The 21,600-nt window shown below is 69.2% G+C and carries 20 protein-coding genes; 10 read left to right on the top strand and 10 right to left on the bottom strand.

Going from position 1 to position 21,600, the window contains the following annotated elements:
- Nucleotides 1-5: 5 nt before the first annotated feature.
- Complete coding sequence (locus J2X37_RS00840) at nt 6-1,901, top strand: hypothetical protein (protein ID WP_310016714.1); 1,896 nt, start codon at nt 6-8, stop codon at nt 1,899-1,901.
- Between the two features lie 4 nt (nt 1,902-1,905).
- Here the strand turns inward: J2X37_RS00840 and J2X37_RS00835 are convergent, their stop codons facing one another.
- Nucleotides 1,906-2,382 (bottom strand): potassium channel family protein, encoded by a 477-nt coding sequence (locus J2X37_RS00835; protein WP_310016712.1) that lies wholly within the window; start codon nt 2,380-2,382, stop codon nt 1,906-1,908.
- A 6-nt stretch (nt 2,383-2,388) separates the two neighbouring features.
- Nucleotides 2,389-4,761, bottom strand: a complete 2,373-nt coding sequence (locus tag J2X37_RS00830; RefSeq protein WP_310016710.1) for a serine/threonine-protein kinase — start codon at nt 4,759-4,761, stop codon at nt 2,389-2,391.
- Between the two features lie 90 nt (nt 4,762-4,851).
- Between J2X37_RS00830 and J2X37_RS00825 the strand changes: the two genes are divergently transcribed.
- Complete coding sequence (locus tag J2X37_RS00825; protein ID WP_310016708.1) at nt 4,852-5,571, top strand: protein phosphatase 2C domain-containing protein; 720 nt, start codon at nt 4,852-4,854, stop codon at nt 5,569-5,571.
- A 45-nt stretch (nt 5,572-5,616) separates the two neighbouring features.
- On the opposite strand, the gene J2X37_RS00820 is transcribed toward J2X37_RS00825, so the two are convergent.
- A complete protein-coding gene (locus J2X37_RS00820; protein ID WP_066763566.1) occupies nt 5,617-5,859 on the bottom strand; it encodes a DUF2312 domain-containing protein in 243 nt (80 codons plus the stop codon).
- Between the two features lie 185 nt (nt 5,860-6,044).
- Nucleotides 6,045-6,392, bottom strand: coding sequence for a DUF1244 domain-containing protein (locus tag J2X37_RS00815; RefSeq protein WP_310016706.1), 348 nt, complete (start codon nt 6,390-6,392; stop codon nt 6,045-6,047).
- Nucleotides 6,393-6,488: 96 nt separating this feature from the next.
- On the opposite strand from J2X37_RS00815, the gene pyk reads away from it, so the two are divergent.
- From pyk to J2X37_RS00800, 3 genes are read left to right on the top strand one after another with little or no spacing between them, the layout of a single operon-like run.
- Nucleotides 6,489-7,949 (top strand): pyruvate kinase, encoded by a 1,461-nt coding sequence (pyk, locus tag J2X37_RS00810; protein WP_310016705.1) that lies wholly within the window; start codon nt 6,489-6,491, stop codon nt 7,947-7,949.
- Nucleotides 7,950-7,961: 12 nt separating this feature from the next.
- Nucleotides 7,962-8,963: a beta-eliminating lyase-related protein gene (locus tag J2X37_RS00805; protein ID WP_310016703.1), complete on the top strand. Its 1,002-nt coding sequence runs from the start codon at nt 7,962-7,964 to the stop codon at nt 8,961-8,963.
- Between the two features lie 16 nt (nt 8,964-8,979).
- Entirely contained in the window at nt 8,980-9,945 is a 966-nt protein-coding gene (locus tag J2X37_RS00800; RefSeq protein WP_310016701.1) for a DMT family transporter, read from the top strand.
- Here J2X37_RS00800 and J2X37_RS00795 read toward each other — a convergent pair.
- Nucleotides 9,907-10,704: an SDR family NAD(P)-dependent oxidoreductase gene (locus tag J2X37_RS00795; protein ID WP_310016699.1), complete on the bottom strand. Its 798-nt coding sequence runs from the start codon at nt 10,702-10,704 to the stop codon at nt 9,907-9,909. The two genes, J2X37_RS00800 and J2X37_RS00795, sit on opposite strands and share 39 nt — an antisense overlap.
- A gap of 113 nt (nt 10,705-10,817) precedes the next feature.
- On the opposite strand from J2X37_RS00795, the gene pepN reads away from it, so the two are divergent.
- The 3 genes from pepN to J2X37_RS00780 are packed head-to-tail and all read left to right on the top strand — an operon-like array spanning nt 10,818 to nt 14,690.
- Entirely contained in the window at nt 10,818-13,469 is a 2,652-nt protein-coding gene (pepN, locus tag J2X37_RS00790; RefSeq protein WP_310016697.1) for an aminopeptidase N, read from the top strand.
- 4 nt (nt 13,470-13,473) lie between these two features.
- Nucleotides 13,474-14,235, top strand: a complete 762-nt coding sequence (gene pgeF / locus J2X37_RS00785; RefSeq protein ID WP_310016695.1) for a peptidoglycan editing factor PgeF — start codon at nt 13,474-13,476, stop codon at nt 14,233-14,235.
- The gene (locus J2X37_RS00780) at nt 14,232-14,690 is read left to right on the top strand and encodes a hypothetical protein (RefSeq protein WP_310016693.1); all 459 of its coding nucleotides are present in this window, start codon (nt 14,232-14,234) and stop codon (nt 14,688-14,690) included. The genes pgeF and J2X37_RS00780 overlap by 4 nt, the downstream gene beginning before the upstream one ends.
- A 28-nt stretch (nt 14,691-14,718) precedes the next feature.
- Here the strand turns inward: J2X37_RS00780 and J2X37_RS00775 are convergent, their stop codons facing one another.
- The 4 genes from J2X37_RS00775 to J2X37_RS00760 form a co-directional block, all read right to left on the bottom strand.
- Complete coding sequence (locus J2X37_RS00775; protein WP_310016691.1) at nt 14,719-14,916, bottom strand: hypothetical protein; 198 nt, start codon at nt 14,914-14,916, stop codon at nt 14,719-14,721.
- A 115-nt stretch (nt 14,917-15,031) separates the two neighbouring features.
- Nucleotides 15,032-15,937: a dienelactone hydrolase family protein gene (locus J2X37_RS00770; RefSeq protein WP_310016688.1), complete on the bottom strand. Its 906-nt coding sequence runs from the start codon at nt 15,935-15,937 to the stop codon at nt 15,032-15,034.
- Between the two features lie 79 nt (nt 15,938-16,016).
- Nucleotides 16,017-16,421: a VOC family protein gene (locus J2X37_RS00765; RefSeq protein ID WP_310016686.1), complete on the bottom strand. Its 405-nt coding sequence runs from the start codon at nt 16,419-16,421 to the stop codon at nt 16,017-16,019.
- Between the two features lie 24 nt (nt 16,422-16,445).
- Entirely contained in the window at nt 16,446-17,456 is a 1,011-nt protein-coding gene (locus tag J2X37_RS00760; RefSeq protein ID WP_310016683.1) for a nitronate monooxygenase, read from the bottom strand.
- Nucleotides 17,457-17,541: 85 nt separating this feature from the next.
- On the opposite strand from J2X37_RS00760, the gene J2X37_RS00755 reads away from it, so the two are divergent.
- Nucleotides 17,542-17,841 (top strand): hypothetical protein, encoded by a 300-nt coding sequence (locus J2X37_RS00755; protein ID WP_310016681.1) that lies wholly within the window; start codon nt 17,542-17,544, stop codon nt 17,839-17,841.
- A gap of 112 nt (nt 17,842-17,953) precedes the next feature.
- Complete coding sequence (locus J2X37_RS00750; RefSeq protein ID WP_310016679.1) at nt 17,954-20,092, top strand: TonB-dependent receptor; 2,139 nt, start codon at nt 17,954-17,956, stop codon at nt 20,090-20,092.
- 196 nt (nt 20,093-20,288) lie between these two features.
- Here the strand turns inward: J2X37_RS00750 and J2X37_RS00745 are convergent, their stop codons facing one another.
- Entirely contained in the window at nt 20,289-21,551 is a 1,263-nt protein-coding gene (locus tag J2X37_RS00745; protein WP_404979580.1) for an aspartate kinase, read from the bottom strand.
- Between the last annotated feature and the right edge of the window lie 49 nt (nt 21,552-21,600).

Below are 21,600 nucleotides of genomic sequence, written 5' to 3'. Positions count from 1 at the left end.
CGGCGTTGAAGACCGACGTCGACGCGCCGCTCGCCCCCCACCCCGTCGACGCGGCGTCTGCCAGACCGTCCGCCATCCGTCGTGCCCGGCGCGTGCGCCCCGAGCCCGATCCGCCGCGTCCGCCCCACCCGGACAGGCACCCGCCGCGCCCGCGCCTGACGCTCAATGTCGGCATCACCGGGCATCGCGGCAATGCCCTCGACGCCTCGATCGAGGATGACCTGCGCCACCGGCTCGACACCGTGCTCGGCGCGTTGATCGGCGCGGTGAAGGCGCTGCGCGAATCCGATCCGGCGGTTTATTCGCCGCAATCGCCCCAGATGCGCTTTCACACCGCGCTCGCCACCGGGGCGGACCAGATCGCGGCCAAGGCGGCGCGCGGGCTCGATTACGAAGTGCGCGCGGTCCTCCCTTTTTCCGAGGCCGAATACACCCGCGACTTCGCGCTGGGCGAGGAAAACCGCGAATTCAAGCGCCAGGTCGCCAATGCCGACGAAGTGCTCTGCCTGCCCGGCAAGCGCGCGCGCGAGGATGATGCCTATGTCCTCGTCGGCAAGGCGATCATCTCGGCCTCCGACATCCTCGTCGCGGTGTGGGACGGGGGCGAGGGCCGCGGGCGCGGAGGCACCGCCCACGTCGTCGAGATGGCGATGATGGCGGGCGTGCCGGTGCTGCACATCCCGGTCGACTGCGCCGCCGGCACCGTCGGCCCGTCGCGCCTGCTCGTCGGCGGCGAGATGATCGACCCGGTCGTGGAGCCGATCGACGCGCCGTCGGACTATGCCCGCCTCGTCAGGCGGACGCTCTGCCCGCACAGCGAGGTCGAGCACGAGCAGCTTGCCGAATATTTCGCAGAGCGCGAGATCCAGACCAACTGGCGCATCGAATACCCGCTGATGCTCTCGCTGCTGGGGGTCAAGCGGATGCCGCCGCGCCCCTGGCACCAGGGGCGGGTGAGCGACGGCCACGAAAGCCGTCGGCACGGCGAGGAACTCGATACCCGCGCGCTGGACGAGGCCTATGACTGGGCCAATTTCCTCGCGATCCGCTATGCCCAACTGTTCCGCAGCGGCCATGTCACGAACTACGCGCTCGCCGCGCTGGCGGTCATCGTCGCGCTGACCGGGCTGATCGTGCCGACGATCAAGATCTATCTCGTCATGCTCGAACTCTCGATCATCGGGCTGCTGTTCTACAACACCCACATCGGCGGGCGCGGCGAATGGCATCGCAAGTGGCTGCAATACCGCCATCTCGCCGAATCGCTGCGGCCGCTGATCTACCTCAAGCGCACCGGGCTTGCCGGCCCGCCGTTCCGCGCCGATTTCGCGGAGGTCGCCGCGCGCCATCACGAAAATCCGGACTGGACCCGCTGGTACGCCACCGCGATCTGGCGCGAGATGGAAGCCCCGGTCGGCACCATGACCGAAGAGACGGTGCGCCGCCTTGCCGAAGACGTGCTCGAGGAACAGGTCCGCCCGCAGGCCGCCTATCACAAGGTGAACGCGGAGCGGATGCACAAGATCGATCACAAGCTGCACGAGGTCGGCAACTTTCTCGTCGGCGCAGTGATCGCGGCCTGCACGCTCTACATCGTCATCTATTTCGCCCGGCACGAATGGATCAAGGCGCTGACCGCGCCCTTCATCTTCGTCACCGCCGGTTTTCCCGCGCTCAGCGCCGCCGCGTTCGGCCTTCGCGGCCATGGCGAGCATCTCGTCACCGCCAGCCGGTCGCACAACACGGTGCGCGCGCTCGCCGTGAACGAAGCGCGGCTGGAAGGCATCAGCGAGCTGGACGAACTGACCGCGGAACTGCGCAACACCGCGGAAATCATGCTGTCCGACCTCAACGAATGGTCGCTCGCCTATCGCGAACGCTCGCTGCAGGTGCCGGGCTAGACGCTCATTCCTCGGTCTCGTCGGTCCGGGGGGGCAGCCGGTCGGCCCAGAGCCGTTCCATCATCAGGTAGGTGAACGACGCGCTCCACGTCACCAGCACGAGGCCGGCCAGCGCCTCGATCCCGGTGACCATGCGGATCGCGCCGTGGGGCACGATGTCGCCCAGGCCCAGGGTGGTATAGGCCGCGATCGAGAAGTAGAAATGGTCGACGAACCAGCCCGCGCCGCCATACGTGGCGCCGGCCAGCCCGCCGTATCCCGCCACCTCGATCAACGCCAGCAGGGTCGCGAAGACGAGCACTTCGGCCAGATGCAGCGCGAAGATGGTGGCGAGCACCACGAACATCGGCCGTGGCAGTTTCGGCACCCGGTGCTGAACCGCCCAGGCCAGCCAGCGCAACCCGAAAAAGTGCATCTCGATGCTGATCGTCACGGCGAGACAGGCCGCGGCGAGGCCGACGAGCATCTCGGTAAGCGGCATCGCCCGTCAGCTGGCCGCCCGCGAGCGGTTGAGCAGCGCCTGGAGATAGGCCTTGGTCTGCGACGCCTTCACCACCGAGTTCTTCGCTTCCGCCTCGCTGGTGGTGCCGCGCATCGACGCCTCCAGCGTGTCGAGATAGGAAACGTAGCTCTTCGCGCTCTGCGCGCTGGCCTGCCGGATGCGGTAGTTTTCCTGGTCCTCTTCGCTGGCGCCCGATCCGGGCTTCCGCCCTTCGGCGAGCCGCGTGACTTGCCGCGCGATGTCGCGCGCGTCGCCGATCGCCTTGGCGAAGTTGCGCCGCGTGGCCGCGGTGACCCCGCCATCGTCCGCCGGGGCAGCGGCGACCGAGGGTTCGGGCGCGGCCTGCGATGCCGCTGGGGCGCTGCTTGCCGCGCTGCTGGCCTGCACGGTGCCGGGCGTCGGCGCGGCGGCGGCAAGGGCGGTGTCCTTGTCGCCCTTGGCGCGATAGGCGGCGGCGGCCAGCGTGCGGAACGTGCTGAACGCGGCGAGCTGGTCGTTCACCGCCTGCAGCGTCGCCTCGATCCCCTGCGCCTCGGCCAGGATCACGCCTTTTTCGCGCAAGTCGGTCAGCCCGGACTTGAGGTTGTTGGCAGCCGTCTGCCGCGCCGGCCCTTCCTTCGCGGCAGAGCGGGGGTTGCCGACATCGGCCCAAGGCAGGTCGGCGGCCACGCCGCTTGCCCGTTTCTCCGCGGCGGCGCGCACCGCGGTGCCCAACGCCTTCAGCCGCGTGACGGCGTCGGCCTCGGATGTGACGTCCCCGTCCTCCACCGCCAGCGCCTTGGTCGTATTCTCGTCCAGCCCGGCATTGGTCGCCGCCTGCAGCAGCGCCGCGAACATCGCCGGGTATTCGGAAACGTCGGCCGGGGCCGAGGCGACGGCGATGGGCGAACCGGGCATCGGGCTCTTTTCGGACTGGCCCGAGACCATCATGTAGCCGGCCACGCCCAGGATCGCCGCAACCGCCCCGACCGCGACGAAGATCTTGCCCAGGCCCTCGCTCTTCTGCGGCTCTGCCGGCGCGGCGTCGCGCCGGGCTTCGGGCTTGGCCGGGGGCTTGCCCCCCTCCTTGCCGTCGGCCTTGTCGGCGTGCTTCGCGGCAGGCTCGTCCGCCGTCGCCGCCTTCGCGCCGTTGGCGGCCAGCGCCGCAGCGCCTGCCCCGCCGGCCACGGCAGCCGCCGCGAGCGGTGCGGCCTTGTCGTCGGTCTCCGGATTCGCGACGTCCGCCGGGGGTGCCGCGGCCCTGGCCTTGGCCAGCACCGCCGGATCGGGCGCGGGCGTCGGCGTCGGTTCGGCCGGCTTCACGAACTTTGCCTGATCGGGCGATTCGGGCACGCCGGTGGCGATGCTGCCCGCGCCGAACCCCTCGGCGATCGGCGCGACGGGCACGATGGTCTTCGATTCCTTGTCGAACACCGCGATGCGGGTGCGATCGTCATCGTCGTCGTCGAGCATCGGCTCGGCCACGGTGATGTCGTTGCCTTCGAACATGGCGAGCCACTGCGCGATGCTTTGCGGCCGTTCGTCGGGCCGGATGGTCATCGCCGCGTCTATGGCCTTGAGGAAGCTCTTGGAAAAGCCCGGCCAGTTGCCCTCGGCCAGCGGCTTGCCCAGCCCGCCGTGCAGCCGTTCGAGCACCTCGGGCGGCTTTTCGCCGGTGACGCATTCGTAGAGCACGACGCCGAGCGCGTAGATGTCGGTCCACGGCCCCTGCTCGTAAGTGCGCACGTACTGCTCGATCGCGGCATAGGGCGGGGTGTGGAAGGTGACCTTGGTGCTCGTCGCCTCTCCCGATTCGAAGCGCGCCGAGCCGAAGTCGATCAGCACCGCCTTGTCATCGTCGCCCACCATGATGTTCGGCGGTTTGATGTCGCGGTGAAGCACGCCGACGCGGTGGGCACGGTCCAGCCCTTCGGCGATGGGCAGGATGATCCTGGCGAGGCTAGCCTGGTTGAAGCGGGTGCCCTGTTTCAGCAGGCGCGAGAGCGGGGTCCCGTCCTCGAAATCCATGACCATGTAGGCGGTGCCGTGGATCTCGAACAGCGAACGCACCGACACGATGTGCGGATGGCGAGTGGGGGTCGATAGGTTCCAGAGGAGCTTGGCCTCCTCCACGAATTTCTTGAGGCCGAGCGCGTGGACTTCCTCGGCGTTGGAATCGACCGGAACGACGGTGTCGTCCTGGTCACGCTCGCTGATCGAAGACGGAAAGTATTCCTTGATCGCAACCAGTTCGTCGAAATAAATGCCGCGGCCCTTGTAGACGATGCCGAAGCCGCCGACGCCGAGAACTTCCTCGAGCCGCCATTCGCGCAGGACAGTGCCCGGTGGCAGAGCCTTAGTCGAGTATGCCTTGCTCATTGCCGAAAGCCCCCCGGAGCGATACGTTAACTTCAAATCGCACGGAATTGTGCCTCTATTCAACCCGCAAAGGCAGGTGATCGGCCAGTTATGAGCCCACAGTTTCTCACCGCCACCATGACGAACGTCGGACTTCGTCGAAAAGTCAACGAAGACAGTTATTTGGACAGGACAGGCGACGGCTTCTGGATCGTCGCCGACGGGATGGGCGGGCACGATGCGGGCGAAGTGGCCAGCGCGATGGTCGTCGATGCGCTGAGGACGGTGCCAGTGGGCCCCGATCCGCGCCGCACGGCAGAGGCGGCGATGGCCGCGATCCAGAAGGTGCAGGTGGAACTGGTCGAACTGGCCAAGGACGGGATCAAGCCGCGCACCATCGGCACCACCGTCGTCGGGCTGGTCATCGCCAGCGGGCGCTACGTCGTGTTCTGGGTCGGCGACAGCCGCATCCTCCTGGTCCGCGGCGGCGAGATTTCGCGCCTGACGCGCGACCACAGCCTGGTGCAGGACCTGATCGACGCCGAACTGATCGACCCGGCCGAGGCGGAGACGCACCCCGATTCGAACGTCATCACCCGCGCGGTGGGCGCGGACAAGGAACTGGTGATCGACAGCAAGTCGGGCGAGGTGCAGCCCGGCGACCTGTTCATGCTGGCCAGCGACGGCGTGACCAAGGTGCTGACCGAGGCCGAGATCCTCGCCTTCCTGACAACGCGCAACGCCAAGCAGGCGCACCGCGCGATGAGCAACACGATCCTCGAACGGGGCGCCCCGGACAACTTCACCTCGATCGTGGTGCGCGTCCTTTAGCGGCGGGCGGGGCGCGGCCGTGCCGCGCCCCGCCCGCCTGCCGGATCAGATCATGCCGAGCGCGGCCATGTAGGTTTCGAGCACCGCTTCCTCGTGCTCGAAATCTTCCTTCTTCTGCTTGCGGATGCGCATGATCTTGCGCATCGCCTTCACGTCGAAGCCGCGGGCCTTGGCTTCGGCGAAGACGTCCTTGATGTCCTCGGCGATGCCCTTCTTCTCTTCTTCCAGCCGCTCGGCCCGCTCGATCAGCAGGCGCAGTTCGTCGGCCGTGACGTTGTTCACGCCCATGGCCTGGTCGGCACCGCCGATGGTGGTGACTTCGTCTTCCATGTCAAAAACCTTCCGATTGGGATGAGGCGCGGGTCCGCCGGCGGCGACCCTGCGCGAAGAATCGCGTGACGGCGCTGATAGCCGCACCGGCCCCGGCGGTGAAGGGCGGCGCGGCGATTTCCACCGGCCCGCCCGATGCGGGGTCAGACCGCGTTCTTCTTCAGGCTTTGTTCCATCCGCTCGATCTGTTCCGGGGTGGCGGCGGTCTGGTACCGGGCCTTCCATTCGTCCATCGCCATGCCGTGGATCACCGCGCGGGCCGCGTCCCGGTCGCCATCGTACCCGGCGTCGCGAATCCAGTCGGCAAGGCAGTTGCGGCAGAACCCGGCCAGCCCCATCAGGTCGATGTTCTGGGCATCGTGGCGGTGGCGCAGATGGCGCACCAGCCGGCGGAAGGCCGCCGCCGCGACAGCGTCGGGCAGCGCGTCGAGCGCGTCGTTCGGGGCGGTCGGCAGGTCGGAATCGCAGGACAAGTCGTTTTCTCCGGTCATGGCGTGGTCATGATGGTTGCCTAGCGGCTAGCCAGACAATAGGCCGTTGCTGACGAAACCAGGCAAAAGCCCCTCCCTCGACAGGTAAGCGCACCCGTGAACAAGTTCGACCCCCGTGGCCGCAAGGTCAAGATTCTCGCTACCCTGGGCCCCGCCAGCCGCGATCCCGACATGATCGAGCGGCTGATCAAGTCCGGCGCCGATGCCTTTCGCGTCAACATGAGCCACGGCGAGCACGACACCCACGCCGAAACGATCGCGACGATCCGCAAGCTGGAGGCCAAGACCGGGCGGCCCATCGGCATCCTGTGCGACCTGCAGGGACCGAAGCTGCGCGTCGGCAAGTTCCGCGACGGCAAGGCGGTGATCCCGCACGGCCGCCACTTCACGCTGGATCGCAGCGACGAGCCGGGCGACGAGAACCGGGTCCAGCTGCCCCATCCCGAACTGTTCGGCCTGCTGAAAAAGGGCCAGCGCCTGCTGGTCGACGACGGCAAGATCCGCCTGCGGGTGATCGAGGCGGATGCCGACCGGATCTTCTGCAGCGCCGAAGTCGGCGGCGTCATCTCCGACCGCAAGGGCGTCAACGTGCCCGATGCCGAGATCCCGATCCCCGCGCTGACCGAAAAGGACCGCCGCGACCTCGCCTTCGCCGTCCAGCACAAGGCCGACTGGATCGCGCTCTCCTTCGTGCAGCGGGCCGAGGACGTCGCCGAGGCTCGCCGGTTGATGGGCGGCCACGGCGCGCTGATGGCCAAGATCGAAAAGCCGCTGGCGGTGCGCCATCTCGACGGCATCCTCGAACTGTCCGACGGCATCATGGTCGCGCGCGGCGATCTCGGCGTCGAACTGAACCCAGAGGAAGTGCCCCCGCTGCAGAAGCGCATCGTCCAGCAGGCGCGCGCGGCGGGCAAGCCGGTCGTCGTCGCGACCCAGATGCTCGAATCGATGATCGAGAGCCCGGCGCCGACCCGCGCCGAGGTCTCCGACGTCGCCAACGCGGTCTACGACGGGGCCGACGCGGTGATGCTCAGCGCCGAAACCGCCGCGGGCCAGTGGCCGCAGGAAGCGGTGACGATCATGCACCGCATCGCCGCGCAGGTCGAAAACGATCCCGGCTATGCCGAACGCATCATGCTGACCGGGGTGGAGCCGGATGCGACGACTTCGGACGCGCTCGCCGCGGCCTGCGCCTCCATCGCGCGCACGCTGCGCATCGCGGCGATCACCGTGTTCACCGCATCGGGCAGCAGCGCCCGGCGCGTCGCGCGCGAACGGCCGAGCGTGCCGCTGCTGGTGCTGACCCCGCTGCAGACGACGGCGCGGCGCTGCGCGCTGCTCTGGGGCGTCCACGCGGTGCAGACCAAGGACATCGGCAGCTTCGAGGAGATGATCGCCAAGGGCAAGCGGATGGCGCTGCGCAACCGTTTCGGCAAGGCGGGCGACAAGATCGTCGTGCTGGCGGGCGTTCCCTTCGGCACGCCGGGGGCGACCAACCTGCTCCATGTCGTGACCCTGACCGGCAAGGAGCTGGACAGCCGCGAGGCGGAGGGCTGACGCCCCGTCGCCATGCAGTTCCTGTCCGACAATGCGGCCCCGGTCCATCCCGCGGTGTGGGAGGCGATGCGCCGCGCCGACGCGACCGACGCGCCCTATGACGGCGATGCCCTGTCGCGCTCGCTCGACCGGGCGTTCTCGGACCTGTTCGGCATGGACTGCGCGGTGGTCTGGACCAGCACCGGCACCGCCGCCAACTGCCTCGCGCTGGCGACGCTGGTGCCGCCCTATGGCGGGATCGTCTGCCACGACGACGCGCACATCGAACAGGACGAGGCGGGCGCGCCCGAATTCTACACCCACGGCGCGAAGCTGATGCTGGCGCACGGCCCGCACGCCAAGCTGACGCCCGAGAGCATCGCCGCGGTGATCGACCCGATCCGCGACGACGTCCACCGGGTGCAACCGCATGCCGTCGCCATCACCCAGGCGACGGAGCAGGGCTGCGTCTATGCGCCCGGCGAACTGGCCGTGCTGGCCGACTACGTCCGCGGCAAGGGGCTGGCGTTCCACATGGACGGAGCGCGTTTCGCCAACGCCGTCGCCCATCTCGGCTGCACGCCGGCCGAGGCCGGGCCGGCGCACGACATCGACACGCTGTCGTTCGGCATGATCAAGAACGGCGGCATGGGGGCAGAAGCGCTCGTCTTCTTCGACCCCGCCCGCGCAGCCGAAGCGAAGCGCCGCCACAAGCGCGCCGGGCAGTTGCAGTCCAAGGGCCGCTACCTCGCCGCCCAGCTTCTCGCGATGATCGAGGGCGACGTCTGGCTCGCCAACGCGCGCCACGCCAACGCCGCCGCCGCCACGATTGCCGAGGGCGCGGGCGCCCGCCTGCTCTATCCCTGCCAGGCGAACGAGGTCTTCGTTCGCCTTTCGCCGGCCGAGCGCGAGGCGCTGCGCGAACAGGGCTTCGGCTTCTACGACTGGGGCGCCGACGCGGCCCGCTTCGTCACCGCGTGGAACGCGGACGCAGGCCACGCGGCCCGGCTCGCCGCCGCGATCGCCGCCCTGTGACCGGCCCCGTAACCCTGTGACCGCCCACCACGACGCCCCCGCTGCGCCCGAAGCGGTGCCCGAGGCGGCCGCCCCCGCACCGCAGCGCACCCGCCTGTCGTTCGCCGATCCGCGCGCCTTCGTGCCCTTCACCCTCGTCGCGCTGATCTGGGGTTCGACCTGGCTGGTCATCAAGGACCAGATCAGCGACGTCCCGCCGAGCTGGTCGATCGTCTACCGCTTCGCCGTCGCGGCGGCGGCGATGTTAGTGCTGGTCAAGGTGCGCGGCGAGCGATTGCGCGTTTCCTCGCGCGCCTGGCCGGTGATCCTGCTCGTCGGGCTGACGCAGTTCACGTTGAACTTCCAGTTCGTCTACCGCGCCGAGACGCACATCACTTCGGGCATCGTCGCGCTGTTCTTCGCGCTGATCCTGATCCCGAACTCGATCCTCGCCTGGTTCGCGCTGGGCGAGCGGGTGTCGCGCGGCTTCGTTGCCGGATCGGCGGTGGCGGTCGTCGGCGTCGGCATGCTGCTTTCGGCGGAATACCGGGCCAGCGGCGGCGGCACCGACATCATGCAGGGCGTGCTGCTGGCGGTGCTCGCTACGCTCAGCGCCTCGGTCGCCAACGTGACGCAGGCGAGCGAGCGGGTGCACCGCGAGCCCTTCCTGCCGCTGCTGTTCTTCTCGATGCTCGCCGGCCTTGCCATCAACGTGGCGGTGGCGCTCGCGATCGACGGGCCACCGATCTGGGACCCGCGCCCCGGCTACCTCGCGGGCATCGCCTATCTCGGCATCGCCGGATCGGTCATCACCTTCCCGCTCTACTTCACCCTGATTCGCAACATGGGCGCGGGACGCGCGGCCTATATCGGGGTGGCAACGCCGATCCTGGCGATGCTGCTGTCCACCCTGTTCGAAGGGTTCGTCTGGACCCCGCTCACCATCGGCGGCGCGGTGCTGGCGTCAGCCGGCCTCGTTCTCGCGCTGAAGGCACGCCACTAGCCCTTCGCGATAAGTCGGATATCGGGGCCGCCACCCCAGCACCCGCTTCGCCTTGCCGTTGGCGACGCGCCGGTTCTCGGCATAGAAGCCGCGCGCCATCGGCGACAGGTCGGCCTCGTCCATCGTCTGCAGGGGCGGGACCGGCGCGCCGAGCATCCGGCAGGCCTCTTCGATCACCGCGTTCTGGCTGCACGGCAGGTCGTCGGCCAGGTTGTAGGCACCCGCCGGTGCGTCGAGCGCCAGCGCCACGCCTTGCGCGATGTCGTCGACATGGACGCGGCTGAAGACCTGCCCCGGAATGTCGAGCCGGTGGGCCCGCCCCTCGCGCACCCGGTCCAGCGCCGATCGTGTCGGACCGTAGATGCCGGGCAGGCGCATCACCCGCGCGCCCAGTGCCAGCCAGCGCAAGTCCGCCTCGGTCCGCGCGTTGCGCCGCCCGATCCCGACCGGCGCGCTTTCGTCCACCCACGCCCCGCCCGCATCGCCGTAGACGCCGGTGGACGACAGGTAACCGAGCCAGCCTCCGAACCGGGCCAACGCCTCGCCGTAGAGGTCGAGTACCGGCTCCCCGCCGTCGCGCGCGGGCGGCACCGAGCTCAGCACCGCGTCCGCCCCGGAAAGCGCGAAAGCGACCGCGTCCGCATCGGCGAAGTCGACATCGCCGTCCCGGCCCGTGCCGGTGACCACCCATCCCTCGCCCGCCAGCCGCGCCGCGATGACCTTGGCCGTATAGCCCATTCCGAAGACGAACATCCGCATGACCCGCGGCCTAGCCCGAACGACAGCCCTTGCGCCACGCTTTTTGCCGGGCGCGGTGGGCAAGGGGTCGAAACGGGGTTGCCTATCGCCGCGCAAGGCGCATCTATCGTCGCATGGATATTGCAAGCACCCCGTCGAACCCGTCCGGCAACCCCGAAATGGCGGATGCCGCCTTCGAGCCGCACGACCCCGCCACAATCTTCCGCAAGAACTACACCCCGCCGTCGTGGCTGGTGCCGGAAATCCGGCTGGACTTCGATCTCGGCCTCGAACTCACCCGCTGCGTCGCGACGCTGACGGTAAGACGCAACCCCGACGGCGACGGCGACCAGACGCTGCACCTGTGCGGCGACAACCTCGCCGTCATGCGCCTGCTGGTCGACGGTGCGGAGGCGGAGGGCTGGTCGATGAGCGGGTCCAACCTGCTGCTTCCCTTGCCCGGCGCATCGCACGTCGTCACCATCGAGACGCAGCTTCACCCCGCCACCAACAGCCAGCTGATGGGCCTCTACGCCTCGGGCGGGATGCTCTGCACCCAGTGCGAGGCGGAGGGCTTTCGCCGCATCACCTTCTTCCCCGACCGGCCCGACGTGCTGTCGAAGTACACCGTGCGGATGGAAGGGGACGCGGCGACGTTCCCGGTGCTGCTGTCGAACGGCAACCTCGTCGAAACCGGCAAGGGAGAGGCCGGCCGCCACTGGGCGCTGTGGGACGATCCCTGGCCCAAGCCGAGCTATCTCTTCGCGCTGGTCGCAGGCCAGCTCGTCGCCAACCGCGACACCTTCACCACGATGTCGGGGCGCAAGGTCGACCTGGCCGTCTGGGTGCGCGAGGGCGACCTTGAGAGGACCGGTCACGCGATGCGCAGCCTCATCGCCTCGATGAAGTGGGACGAGGAAGTGTTCGGCCGCGAATACGATCTCGACCAGTTCAACATCGTCGCCGTGTCCGACTTCAACATGGGCGCGATGGAGAACAAGGGTCTCAACATCTTCAACACCCGCTACGTGCTGGCCGACCCGGAAACCGCGACCGATGGCGACTACGACGGAGTGGAGGGCGTGGTCGGCCACGAATACTTCCACAACTGGTCGGGCAACCGGGTCACGTGCCGCGACTGGTTCCAGCTTTCGCTGAAGGAGGGCTTCACCGTCCTGCGCGACCAGATGTTCAGCGCCGACATGGGGTCGGAACCGGTCAAGCGGATCGAGGACGTGCGCATCCTGCGCGCCGCCCAGTTCCCCGAGGATTCCGGCCCGCTGGCCCACCCGATCCGGCCCGATTCGTATCAGGAAATCAGCAACTTCTACACCGCGACCGTCTACAACAAGGGCGCGGAAGTCATCCGCATGATGCACACGCTCGCCGGGCCGGAACGCTTCCGCAAGGGCACCGACCTCTACTTCGACCGTCACGACGGCGAGGCGGCGACCTGCGAGGACTTCATCCGGGCGATGGAGGACGGCGCGGGCCTGGACCTCGCGCAGTTCCGCCTGTGGTACGAACAGGCCGGCACGCCCAAGGTCTTGATGCGCAGCGAATTCGACCAGTCGAAGGGCGCGGTAACGCTGCATTTCGAACAGAAGGTGCCCGCCACCCCCGGCCAGCCGGTGAAGAAACCGATGCCGATCCCGCTGAAGGTCGCGCTGTTCGACCGCGACAGCGCCCGCCATGGCGGCGAACGGCTGCTGGTGATCGACAAGGACAAGGCCAGCTTCACCTTCGACGGCTTTGCCCGCCCGCCCGCGATCAGCGTGAACCGCGGCTTCACCGCGCCGATCCAGCTCGAGGCGGAGAGCCACGACGACGACCTGATCTTCCTCGCCGCCCACGACGACGACGCCTTCGCCCGGTACGAGGCACTGCAGCAGCTGGTCACCCGCGAACTGCTCGGCGCAATCGAGCACGGGCCCGACGAGGCGCGGCGCGGCGCGATCGTCGATGCGGTGGGCGCGGTGCTCGCCGATCCGGGCATCGACGACCTGATGCGCGGCGAACTGCTGATGCTGCCGACCATCACCTTTCTGCTCGAACTGGCCGCGCCCGCCGACCCGGTGGCGCTCCACCGCACGCGCGAACGGCTCAAGGCGCATATCGGCACGCGACTGCGCGCGCCGCTCATCGCGCTCCACGACCGGGCCTCGGCCATCCCCTACGGCCTCGATGCCGCCGCCCGCGGCGCGCGCAAGGTAAAGACGCAGGCGCTCGTCTTGCTCGCCGCCGCCGATCCGAAGGAGGCCGCCGCCCGGGCCGAGGCGCAGTACCGCGCCGCCACCAACATGACCGACCGGCAGGGCGCGCTGATGGTGCTGGCCGGGATCGACAGCCCGGCGCGCAGCGAACTGCTCGCCGATTTCCACGCCCGCTTCGCCGGCAACGCGCTGGTCATCGACAAGTGGTTCGGACTGCAGGCCGGTTCGCTCGACCCCAAGGTGCTCGACACGGTGGAGGCGCTGGCAAGGCACCCCGACTTCACCATCAAGAACCCGAACCGGGTGCGCAGCCTCTACATGACGATGGCGGGCAACATCGCGGCGTTCCACGACGAGAGCGGGCGCGGCTATCGCATGATCGCCGACCTCGTGCTGGCGCTCGACCCGATCAACGCGCAGACGGCGGCGCGCTTCATCCCGGCGCTGGGCCGCTGGCGCAAGATCGAGCCGGGCCGCGCCGCCCTGATGCGCGCCGAACTGGAACGGATCGCCGCCGCGCCGGATCTTTCGAAGGACACGCGCGAACAGGTGAGCAAGAGCCTCGACGGCTGATCCGATGGTCGATGTCATCAGGGCCGGCGCGCTCGCCGCCGTGCCGCACGGATTCCTCGGGCGGCGCGGCGGGGTTTCGACGGGGCAATACGCCAGCCTCAACGTCGGCACCGGGTCCGACGACCTGCCCCGCGCGATCGAGGCAAACCGCACGCTCGTGGCCAACGCGGTGCTTCCCGGCGCGGCGCTCGCCACCGTCTACCAGGTCCATTCCGCCGAGGTGGTGCGGATCGACACGCCTTTCCCGATGGCGGCGCGGCCCCACGCCGACGCCATGGTCACCGACCGGCCGGGCGTCCTGCTCGGCATCCTCACCGCCGATTGCGCGCCGGTCCTGCTCTCCGATGCCGAGGCGGGCGTGATCGGCGCGGCGCACGCGGGATGGCGCGGCGCGTTCGGCGGGATCGGCGGGGCGACGGTCGCGGCGATGGAGCGGCTCGGCGCCGACCGGGGCCGCATCGCCGCCGCCATCGGCCCCTGCATCGCGCAGGCCAGCTACGAAGTGGACGACGGCTTTTACTTGCGCTTCCTGGCCGAGGACGAGGGCTTCGACCGCTTTTTCAAGCCGGGGCGCGATGGGCATCACCAGTTCGACCTCGCCGCGTTCGTCGCCGCTGACCTGGCCGCAGCGGGCGTGACGCGGGTCGAGATCACCGGCCTCGACACTTACGCCGACGAGGATCGCTTCTTCTCCTATCGCCGCGCGACGCAGGCGGGCGAAGGCGGCTATGGCCGGCAGATCAGCCTGATCGGCCTACCGGTGTGAACCGTGCCGCGGCCGATCCCGAAGCCATCCGCGCCTGGCAGCGGATCGATGCGCGGCTGACGACATCGGGCAGCCTGACCGAGGCGGACATCGCCGCGCTGGCGGGGATCGGCGTCACCCGCATCGTCAACCTCGCCATGTCCGATCACCCCGATATCCTGCCGGGCGAGGGCGGAGTCTGCGCCGAGCGCGGTATCGATTATCTTGCCATCCCGGTGCCTTTCGACAAGCCGGAGGACGCGCACTACCGCCGGTTCGAGGCGGCGCTTAGCGGCGATGCGCCGGTGCATGTGCACTGCGTGCTCAACTGGCGGGTGTCCGCCTTTGTCTACCGGCACAATCGCGATGCCGGGATGGCCGCCGACGCGGCGCTCGCCCTGCTGCACCGCCAGTGGGACCCGCGCCGCAGCGATCACCCCGACGCCGCGACTTGGGCCGCCTTCATCGGCCTCTGACTGCGACGGCACCTGCTCAACGCGACGTTCAGCGCCAGCCCGCCAGCAGCAGGCCCGACAGGCAGCAGGTCGACAGCACCAGCGTGAAGGTGATGCGCAGTTTCAGCAGCGACCGGGCCAGGGCGCGCGCCGGCGAAACCGCGACGATCGACAGGAGGTAGAGCGCGGCGAGAAGCAGGGGCAGCGCAGGTAAGCCGCGGATGAAGCTGGCGATCAGGATGTGCATGATGCGACCGTGCCGCCGGGGCGTTTAAGCGCGCCCCGGCAGCCGCTTAGGCAGAACTACCTAAAATATCCTGCCCCTGCCCGGTCAGCCCCCCCACTCGGTCAGGCCCAGCGGATCAGGCCTTCGCCAGCGATCGCAGCATGGCGAGGAACGTCGCGTAGGCGCGCTCGGCCTGCGCCTTGTCGTAGGCCGGGCTGTCCGGCACCGTCCAGCCATGGTCGGCGGGATAGACCTCGACCGTGCCGGCCGCGCCCGACTCCTTGAGCGCATCGGTCAGAACCGTCTTCTCGCCCGGCGCCTTGGCATCGTCGTTCTGCGCGATGGCGATGTGATAGACCCCCGCGCCGATCAGTTGCCGGTGCGGGCTGTCGGGCGCATCGGTGACCAGCCCGCCGCCGTGCATCGAGGCGGCGGCCCTGATCCGGCTCGACGCCTTCACCGCGTGGATGGGCCAGGACCCGGTCATGCAGTGCCCGCGCGCGCCCATCGGCGTATCGCCGTCGACCGCCTCCTGCCCGTCGAGCCACGCGACGAGGGCCGCGCTGTCCTCGGCCACCGTCGCCGCGCTGAAACGCTTGCGCCAGGGGGCGACCTTGTCGAAGCCGCCGTTCTGCGCGAAGTCGGCGAAATCGGCGAAGGTGGCGTGGCCCGCGTCGCGCCAGTAGGGATCGGGGACGATCACGGCATGGCCCTCGCGCGCCAGCCGCTCGCCCATCGCCTTGCTGGCCGGGCGCACGCCCGCGATGTCGGGCCACATGATCACCGCCGGGTGCTTGCCGGCCGAAGGGCGATAGAACCAGCCGCCGATCGTGCCGCCGGGGGCGGGAACGGCGACTTCGCTGGCCAGCACGCCGCCGCTGCCGATGGCCGCGGTGCTGGCCTCGCCCGCCGCCTCGCCGTTGCTGCCCACGGTGCAGGCGCCTAGCATCGCCACGCCGCCGGTCGCCGCCAGCGCGCCGCCGAAACGGCGACGGTCGAGTTTGTTCGCGGCCATCAGGGCCAGTTGTTCGCGGTCACACATGCCATTCGCTCCACTCACCCATCCGGCGTCAAGGATAGGGACGAGCGCGTGTCATGCAAGGGCGGCGCGACGCGCCCCGTCAGCCGCCGCGGAAGTTGAGCTCGAGCAGTACCCCGTTGGGATCGCGCACGAAAAGCTGGGTCAGCGCAATCCCGGCAACGCCGCTGACGCGGTAGTCGAGCCCCGCCGCATCGAGCCGGGCCTTCATCTCGTCCAGCCCCTCGCACTCCAGCGCGACGTGGTCGATCGCGCCAGTCGGCTCGCCGATGCGGTCGGCAAAGCCCTCGCGCCCGACCATCCGGCGGCGATCGACGATGTGCAGGATCGGGCGCCCGTCCATGTCGCAGAGCCACTGGATCAGGTCCGGCTCCAGCGGAGCGGGCGGGTCGATGACGGCAAAGCCCATCACCTGCCGGTAGAAGTCGACCGTGCCGGGCAGGTCGCGGGTGACGATGTTGACATGATCGAGCGTGCGAACCGGCATCGTCGTTCCCCTTATTCTGCGCGATCAGCGGCGGTTCAGCGCCGCCTCGCTTTCGGCGAGCAGTTCGGCGATGATGTCGGCGACAGGCTCTTCCTTCTTCACCATGCCGACCGACTGGCCGGCCATCAGGGAGCCGTTCTCGATATCGCCGTCGATCACCGCGCGGCGCAGCGCGCCAGCCCAGTAATGCTCGATCTGCAGCTGCGCCTCGGCCATCTCGATCCCCTCGGAATCGAGCAGGCCGGCGACCTCGCGCTGCTTGGCGGTGAACAGTTCGGTGCCCTTGTTCTTCAGCGCGCGGACCGGGATCACCGGCAGGCGCGGATCGACCTGCACGCTGGCGATGGCATCGCGCGCGCCGGCGCGGAAGAACGCCTTCTTGAAATCGGAGTGAGCGATCGATTCGGTGGCGCAGGCAAAGCGGGTGCCCAATTGCACGCCCGCCGCGCCCATTTCCAGGTATCCGGCGATCGCTTCGCCGCGCCCGATGCCGCCGGCCACGAAGACGAGATGGTCCTCGGCCAGTTCGGGCAGGAACTCCTGCGCCAGCACGCTGGTCGACACCGGGCCGATGTGGCCGCCCGCTTCCATTCCCTCGATCACCATGGCGTCCGCGCCCGAACGCAGTAGCTTCTTCGCCAGCGCCAGCGTGGGGGCGAAGCAGATGACCTTGGCGCCCATGTCCTTGATCTTTTCGACGCTGCCCTTGGGCGGCAGGCCGCCGGCCAGCACCACGTGGCTGACCCGGTGCTTCGCGCAGACGTCGATCAGGTCCATGATCTGCGGGTGCATGGTGATCAGGTTGACACCGAACGGCTTGTCGGTGCGCGTCTTCGTCTCGGCAATCTCGTTGTCGAGCAGGTCGGGCGTCATCGCGCCGCAGGCGATCACGCCGAAACCGCCGGCGTTGCTGATCGCCGACACGAGGTTGCGTTCGGAAACCCAGCTCATCGCGCCGCACAGAATGGCGTGCTTGCTGCCGAGGAAGTCGCTGCCGCGCTGCATCAGGGCAGCGGTTCTGGGAAAAGTCGTCATGCACGGGCGATTAGTGCGCGGCGCGGCAGGCGGCAAGGCTTCGCGCCCTTTTTGCACCCCGCGATGCACCCGGGGTGCCGGGCCGATGGGGCGCGGGCGCCGCGCCGATGCCGGGTGCGACGACCTGGTGTGCGGCGTTAACCCTGCTTGCGAACGCCGCCTCAACCATACCCGTGCCATGATCGCCGCACGCCATCCTCATGGGAGAGACGCGATGATCCTCTTGTCCGTCATGATCCTCTGCCTCGGGGCCTTCGTCCTGTGGTTCATGCCGCTCCCGCGCGAGCGCAACCGCCGGGTCGCGTCGCAGATCGGCGGTACGGCGCTGTTCGGCCTCGGCATGTGCGGGCTGGTTTTGCAGCTGATGGTGCCCGTCGTCGCCTGACCCCGCCGCGCCGGGCTTCCCCGCCCGACGGATCGCCGCAGATTTCGCGCGCGTCGTCGCCGGCGCGTCGTGAGCGCTTGACCGAGCCGCACGGGACGCTATCGGCGATGTAATGTTATATCATACGAAGCATCTCGCCCTCGCCGGCGTCGCCACCCTTTCGCTTGCCGCGCCCGCTCTTGCCGAACCTGCCCCCCCGCCTGCCGCCCCGGCAGCGCCCGCCCCTGCCGATGCGGACGACGACTACCACGACACCATCGTCGTCACCGCCCAGGGCATCGGACGCATCGATTTCCTGGCCGGGACCACCGTCGTCGGCGGCACCGACCTGCAACGCGACATGGCCGGGCAGATCGGCGAAGTGCTCGAAAGGCTGCCCGGCGTTGCCGCCAGCGGTTTCGCGCCCGGCGCCTCGCGCCCGATCCTGCGCGGCTTTTCGGGCGACCGCGTGCGGGTCCTGGTCGACGGCATCGGCGCCATCGACGCGTCGAACACCAGTGCCGACCACGCCGTCAGCCTCGACCCGCTGACCGCGCAGAGCATCGAGGTGCTGCGCGGCCCGGCAGCGCTGCTATACGGCAGTTCGGCCATCGGCGGCGCGGTCAACGTCATCGACAAGCGCATCCCGCGCAAGGTTCCGGACGAACCGGTCCACGTCGACGCGCTGGCGGGCGTCGACAGCGCCGCCGACGCGCGCGAGATCGGCGGCTCGCTCGACCTGCCGCTGGGCGGCGGCTTCGTCGTCCATGCCGACGGATCATGGCGCAGGGCGGACGACTTGCGCGTCGCCGGGCGCATCGTGTCCGATGACTTGCGTGCCGACGTGCTGGCCGAAGCCGCCGAGGACGCGGAAACCGACCCCGATCACGCTGCCGAACTGCGCGAGCTGGCCGATGCGCGCGGCCGCCTGCCGAACAGCGCGACCGAAACCACCTCGGCGGGTTTCGGCGCGGCGTGGATCGGCGATCGCGCCGACATCGGCGCGTCGGTCTCGCTCTACGACACGCGCTACGGCGTGCCGACCCGCCCCGGTGCGGACCATGCCCACGGCGGCGAGGAGGAGGAGGGCGTTGAGGAGGAGGCTCCCGTCTCGATCGACCTCAGGCAGAAACGCGCCGACTTGCGCGCGGGCCTGCGCTTCGATGCCGGCCTGCTGGCCGAAGTGCGCACCCGCTGGGGCTATTCCGATTACGAACACACCGAGCTGGAGGGCGACGAGGTCGGCACCCGCTTCCTCGTCGACGGGGTCGAGGGCCGGCTCGAGCTCGTCCAGCGCCAGCGCGGCACCTGGACCGGCACGGTCGGCGCGCAGTATTTCCGCCGCGACCTGGAAGCGATCGGCGCGGAAGCTTTCGTCCCCGCCAACCGCAGCGAGAACTGGTCGCTCTTCGCCTTGCAGGAAGTCGCGCTGTCGCCGGTGACCGTGGAATTCGCGGGCCGTTTCGAACACGGCAAGGCCAGCGCGCCGGACGTGGCGCTGTCGCGCAGTTTCGACGCGTGGTCGGGCGCGGTGGGCTTGTGGCACGAGACGCCGGGCGGCCTGCGCCTCGGCCTCAACGCCAGCCGCACCGCGCGAATCCCGACATCGGAGGAACTCTTCGCCGACGGACCGCACGCCGCGACCCAGCAATACGAGATCGGCGACCCCGACCTCGCGCTCGAAACCGCGTGGGGCGGCGAGGCCTACTTGCGCGGGCAGGTCGGGCCGGTCGCCCTGTCGCTCACCGCCTATGCCAGCTGGTTCGACGACTATGTCTACCTTGCCGCCACCGGCGCGCAGGAGGACGGCTTGCCGGTCTATCGCCAGCAGCAGCAGGACGCGACCTGGAAGGGGTTCGAGGCGGAGGCGAGCGTGCCGCTGGCGACGCTGGGCGGGCTGGCACTGTCGAGCGAATGGCAGGCCAGCTACACCCGCGCCACACTGGCCGACGGCAGCCCGGTGCCGCGCATCCCGCCGCTTTCGCTGGGCGGCGCGCTGATCGCGAAGGCGGATCGGGTCGAAGGGCGCATCGCCGCCAACTGGAACGCGGCGCAGAACCGCATCGCCGCCGAAGAGACGCGGACCGACGGCTACACCACCGTCGACGCGGCGCTGACCTGGCAGCCGGTGCGCGGGCGCGACAATTTCACCGTCATCGCCTCGGTCGAGAACCTGTTCGATGCCGAAGGACGCCGCGCCGCCAGCGTCACCAAGGACTTCGTCCCCATCGCCGGGCGCAACTTCCGGCTGAGCGCGCGGCTCAGCCTCTAGCGGCGAAAACGCGCTGTCCTACACGCAGGCGGCCTGCCATCGTGGTGCGATGGCAGGCCCGCGTTTCTTTTCCGATGGCAGCGAAAGGCCCGCCCGTCCGGCCGAAACCGGATTTGCGCCCACCGTGTCAACTTTGTCAACTTCCGGCCGGTGGACGGTGCCTGTCGCAGGCCGCCACCCACCCAGACCGAACCGGTCAGGCGGCTTCGGTGTCGAGCCCGTAGGCGGTGTGGAGCACGCGGACGGCCAGTTCGGTCTCGTCCTCGTCGATCAGGACCGAGACCTTGATCTCGCTGGTGCTGATCGCCTGGATGTTGATGCCGCGATCGGCGAGCGCCTGGAACATCGTCGCCGCGATGCCCGCGTGGCTGCGCATGCCGACGCCGACGATCGAAACCTTCGCCACCTTCGGGTCGGTGATGATGCGGTTGAAGCCGATCGTCTCCTTGTGCTCCTCCAGCAGCGCCTGCGTGCGCACGAGATCGGCGCCGGGCACGGTAAAGGTCACGTCGGTCTCGCCCTTTTCGCGACCGACGTTCTGGATGATCATGTCGACGTTGATGTTGGCGGCGGCCAGCGGACCGAAGATGTGGGCGACCGCGCCCGGCTTGTCGGGCACGCGGGTCAGGATGACCTTGGCTTCGTTCTTGTCGGCGGCGATGCCGGTGATCAGCTGGCTTTCCATGTCGAGTCCTTCGAGCTCTTCGTCGCTCACGATAAGTGTTCCGGGCAGGGTGTCGGCCAGCGGCGCGTCATCGTCGATGAAGGACGAAAGCACCTGGACGCGCACCTTCTCCTTCATGGCGAGGCTGACCGAGCGGGTCTGCAAGACCTTCGAGCCGACCGAGGCGAGTTCGAGCATTTCCTCGAACGTCACCGCCTTCAGCTTGCGCGCCTTCGCGACGATGCGCGGGTCGGTGGTGTAGACGCCGTCGACGTCGGTGTAGATGTCGCAGCGGTCGGCCTTGACCGCCGCCGCCACCGCCACCGCGCTGGTGTCCGAACCGCCCCGGCCCAGCGTGGTAATGCGGTTCGCGTCGCTCAGCCCCTGGAAACCGGGGATGACCGCGATCTCGCCGGCCTGCATGCTGGCGATGACGGCGTCGCCGTCGATCTCGCCGATGCGCGCCTTGGCGTGGGCGTCGTCGGTGTGGATCGGCAATTGCCAGCCCAGCCACGACCGCGCCTTGCAGCCCAGCGCCTGCAGCGTCAGCGCGAGCAGCCCGCTCGTCACCTGCTCGCCGCTGGCGACGACGACATCGTATTCGGCCGGATCGTAGAGCGGGTTCGCCTCGCGGCAGAAGTTGACCAGCCGGTCGGTCTCGCCCGCCATGGCCGATACGACCACCGCGACCTCGTGCCCGGCGGCCTGCTGGCGGCGCACGATGTTGGCGACGCGGCGGATGCGTTCCGTCCCCGCCATCGACGTGCCGCCGAATTTCATCACGATGCGGGCCAAGGCCGCGCTCCTTACCTGTGGAATCGTTACGGGCGCGCTGTTAGGGACA

The sequence above is a fragment of the Croceicoccus sp. BE223 genome, assembly GCF_031457155.1.
Classification (GTDB): Bacteria; Pseudomonadota; Alphaproteobacteria; order Sphingomonadales; family Sphingomonadaceae; genus Croceicoccus.
Note: the sequence above shows the minus strand (reverse complement) of the source record. Positions and strands in the feature narration are given on the sequence as shown.

Coding starts and splice junctions, on each gene's coding strand:
- J2X37_RS00835 (WP_310016712.1), bottom strand. CDS start 2,382: ATGCCGCTTACCGAGATGCTCGTCGGCCTCGCCGCGGCCTGTCTCGCC.
- J2X37_RS00830 (WP_310016710.1), bottom strand. CDS start 4,761: ATGAGCAAGGCATACTCGACTAAGGCTCTGCCACCGGGCACTGTCCTG.
- J2X37_RS00825 (WP_310016708.1), top strand. CDS start 4,852: ATGAGCCCACAGTTTCTCACCGCCACCATGACGAACGTCGGACTTCGT.
- J2X37_RS00820 (WP_066763566.1), bottom strand. CDS start 5,859: ATGGGCGTGAACAACGTCACGGCCGACGAACTGCGCCTGCTGATCGAG.
- J2X37_RS00815 (WP_310016706.1), bottom strand. CDS start 6,392: ATGACCGGAGAAAACGACTTGTCCTGCGATTCCGACCTGCCGACCGCC.
- J2X37_RS00805 (WP_310016703.1), top strand. CDS start 7,962: ATGCAGTTCCTGTCCGACAATGCGGCCCCGGTCCATCCCGCGGTGTGG.
- J2X37_RS00795 (WP_310016699.1), bottom strand. CDS start 10,704: ATGCGGATGTTCGTCTTCGGAATGGGCTATACGGCCAAGGTCATCGCG.
- pepN (WP_310016697.1), top strand. CDS start 10,818: ATGGATATTGCAAGCACCCCGTCGAACCCGTCCGGCAACCCCGAAATG.
- pgeF (WP_310016695.1), top strand. CDS start 13,474: ATGGTCGATGTCATCAGGGCCGGCGCGCTCGCCGCCGTGCCGCACGGA.
- J2X37_RS00775 (WP_310016691.1), bottom strand. CDS start 14,916: ATGCACATCCTGATCGCCAGCTTCATCCGCGGCTTACCTGCGCTGCCC.
- J2X37_RS00770 (WP_310016688.1), bottom strand. CDS start 15,937: ATGTGTGACCGCGAACAACTGGCCCTGATGGCCGCGAACAAACTCGAC.
- J2X37_RS00765 (WP_310016686.1), bottom strand. CDS start 16,421: ATGCCGGTTCGCACGCTCGATCATGTCAACATCGTCACCCGCGACCTG.
- J2X37_RS00760 (WP_310016683.1), bottom strand. CDS start 17,456: ATGACGACTTTTCCCAGAACCGCTGCCCTGATGCAGCGCGGCAGCGAC.
- J2X37_RS00755 (WP_310016681.1), top strand. CDS start 17,542: ATGGGGCGCGGGCGCCGCGCCGATGCCGGGTGCGACGACCTGGTGTGC.
- J2X37_RS00750 (WP_310016679.1), top strand. CDS start 17,954: ATGTTATATCATACGAAGCATCTCGCCCTCGCCGGCGTCGCCACCCTT.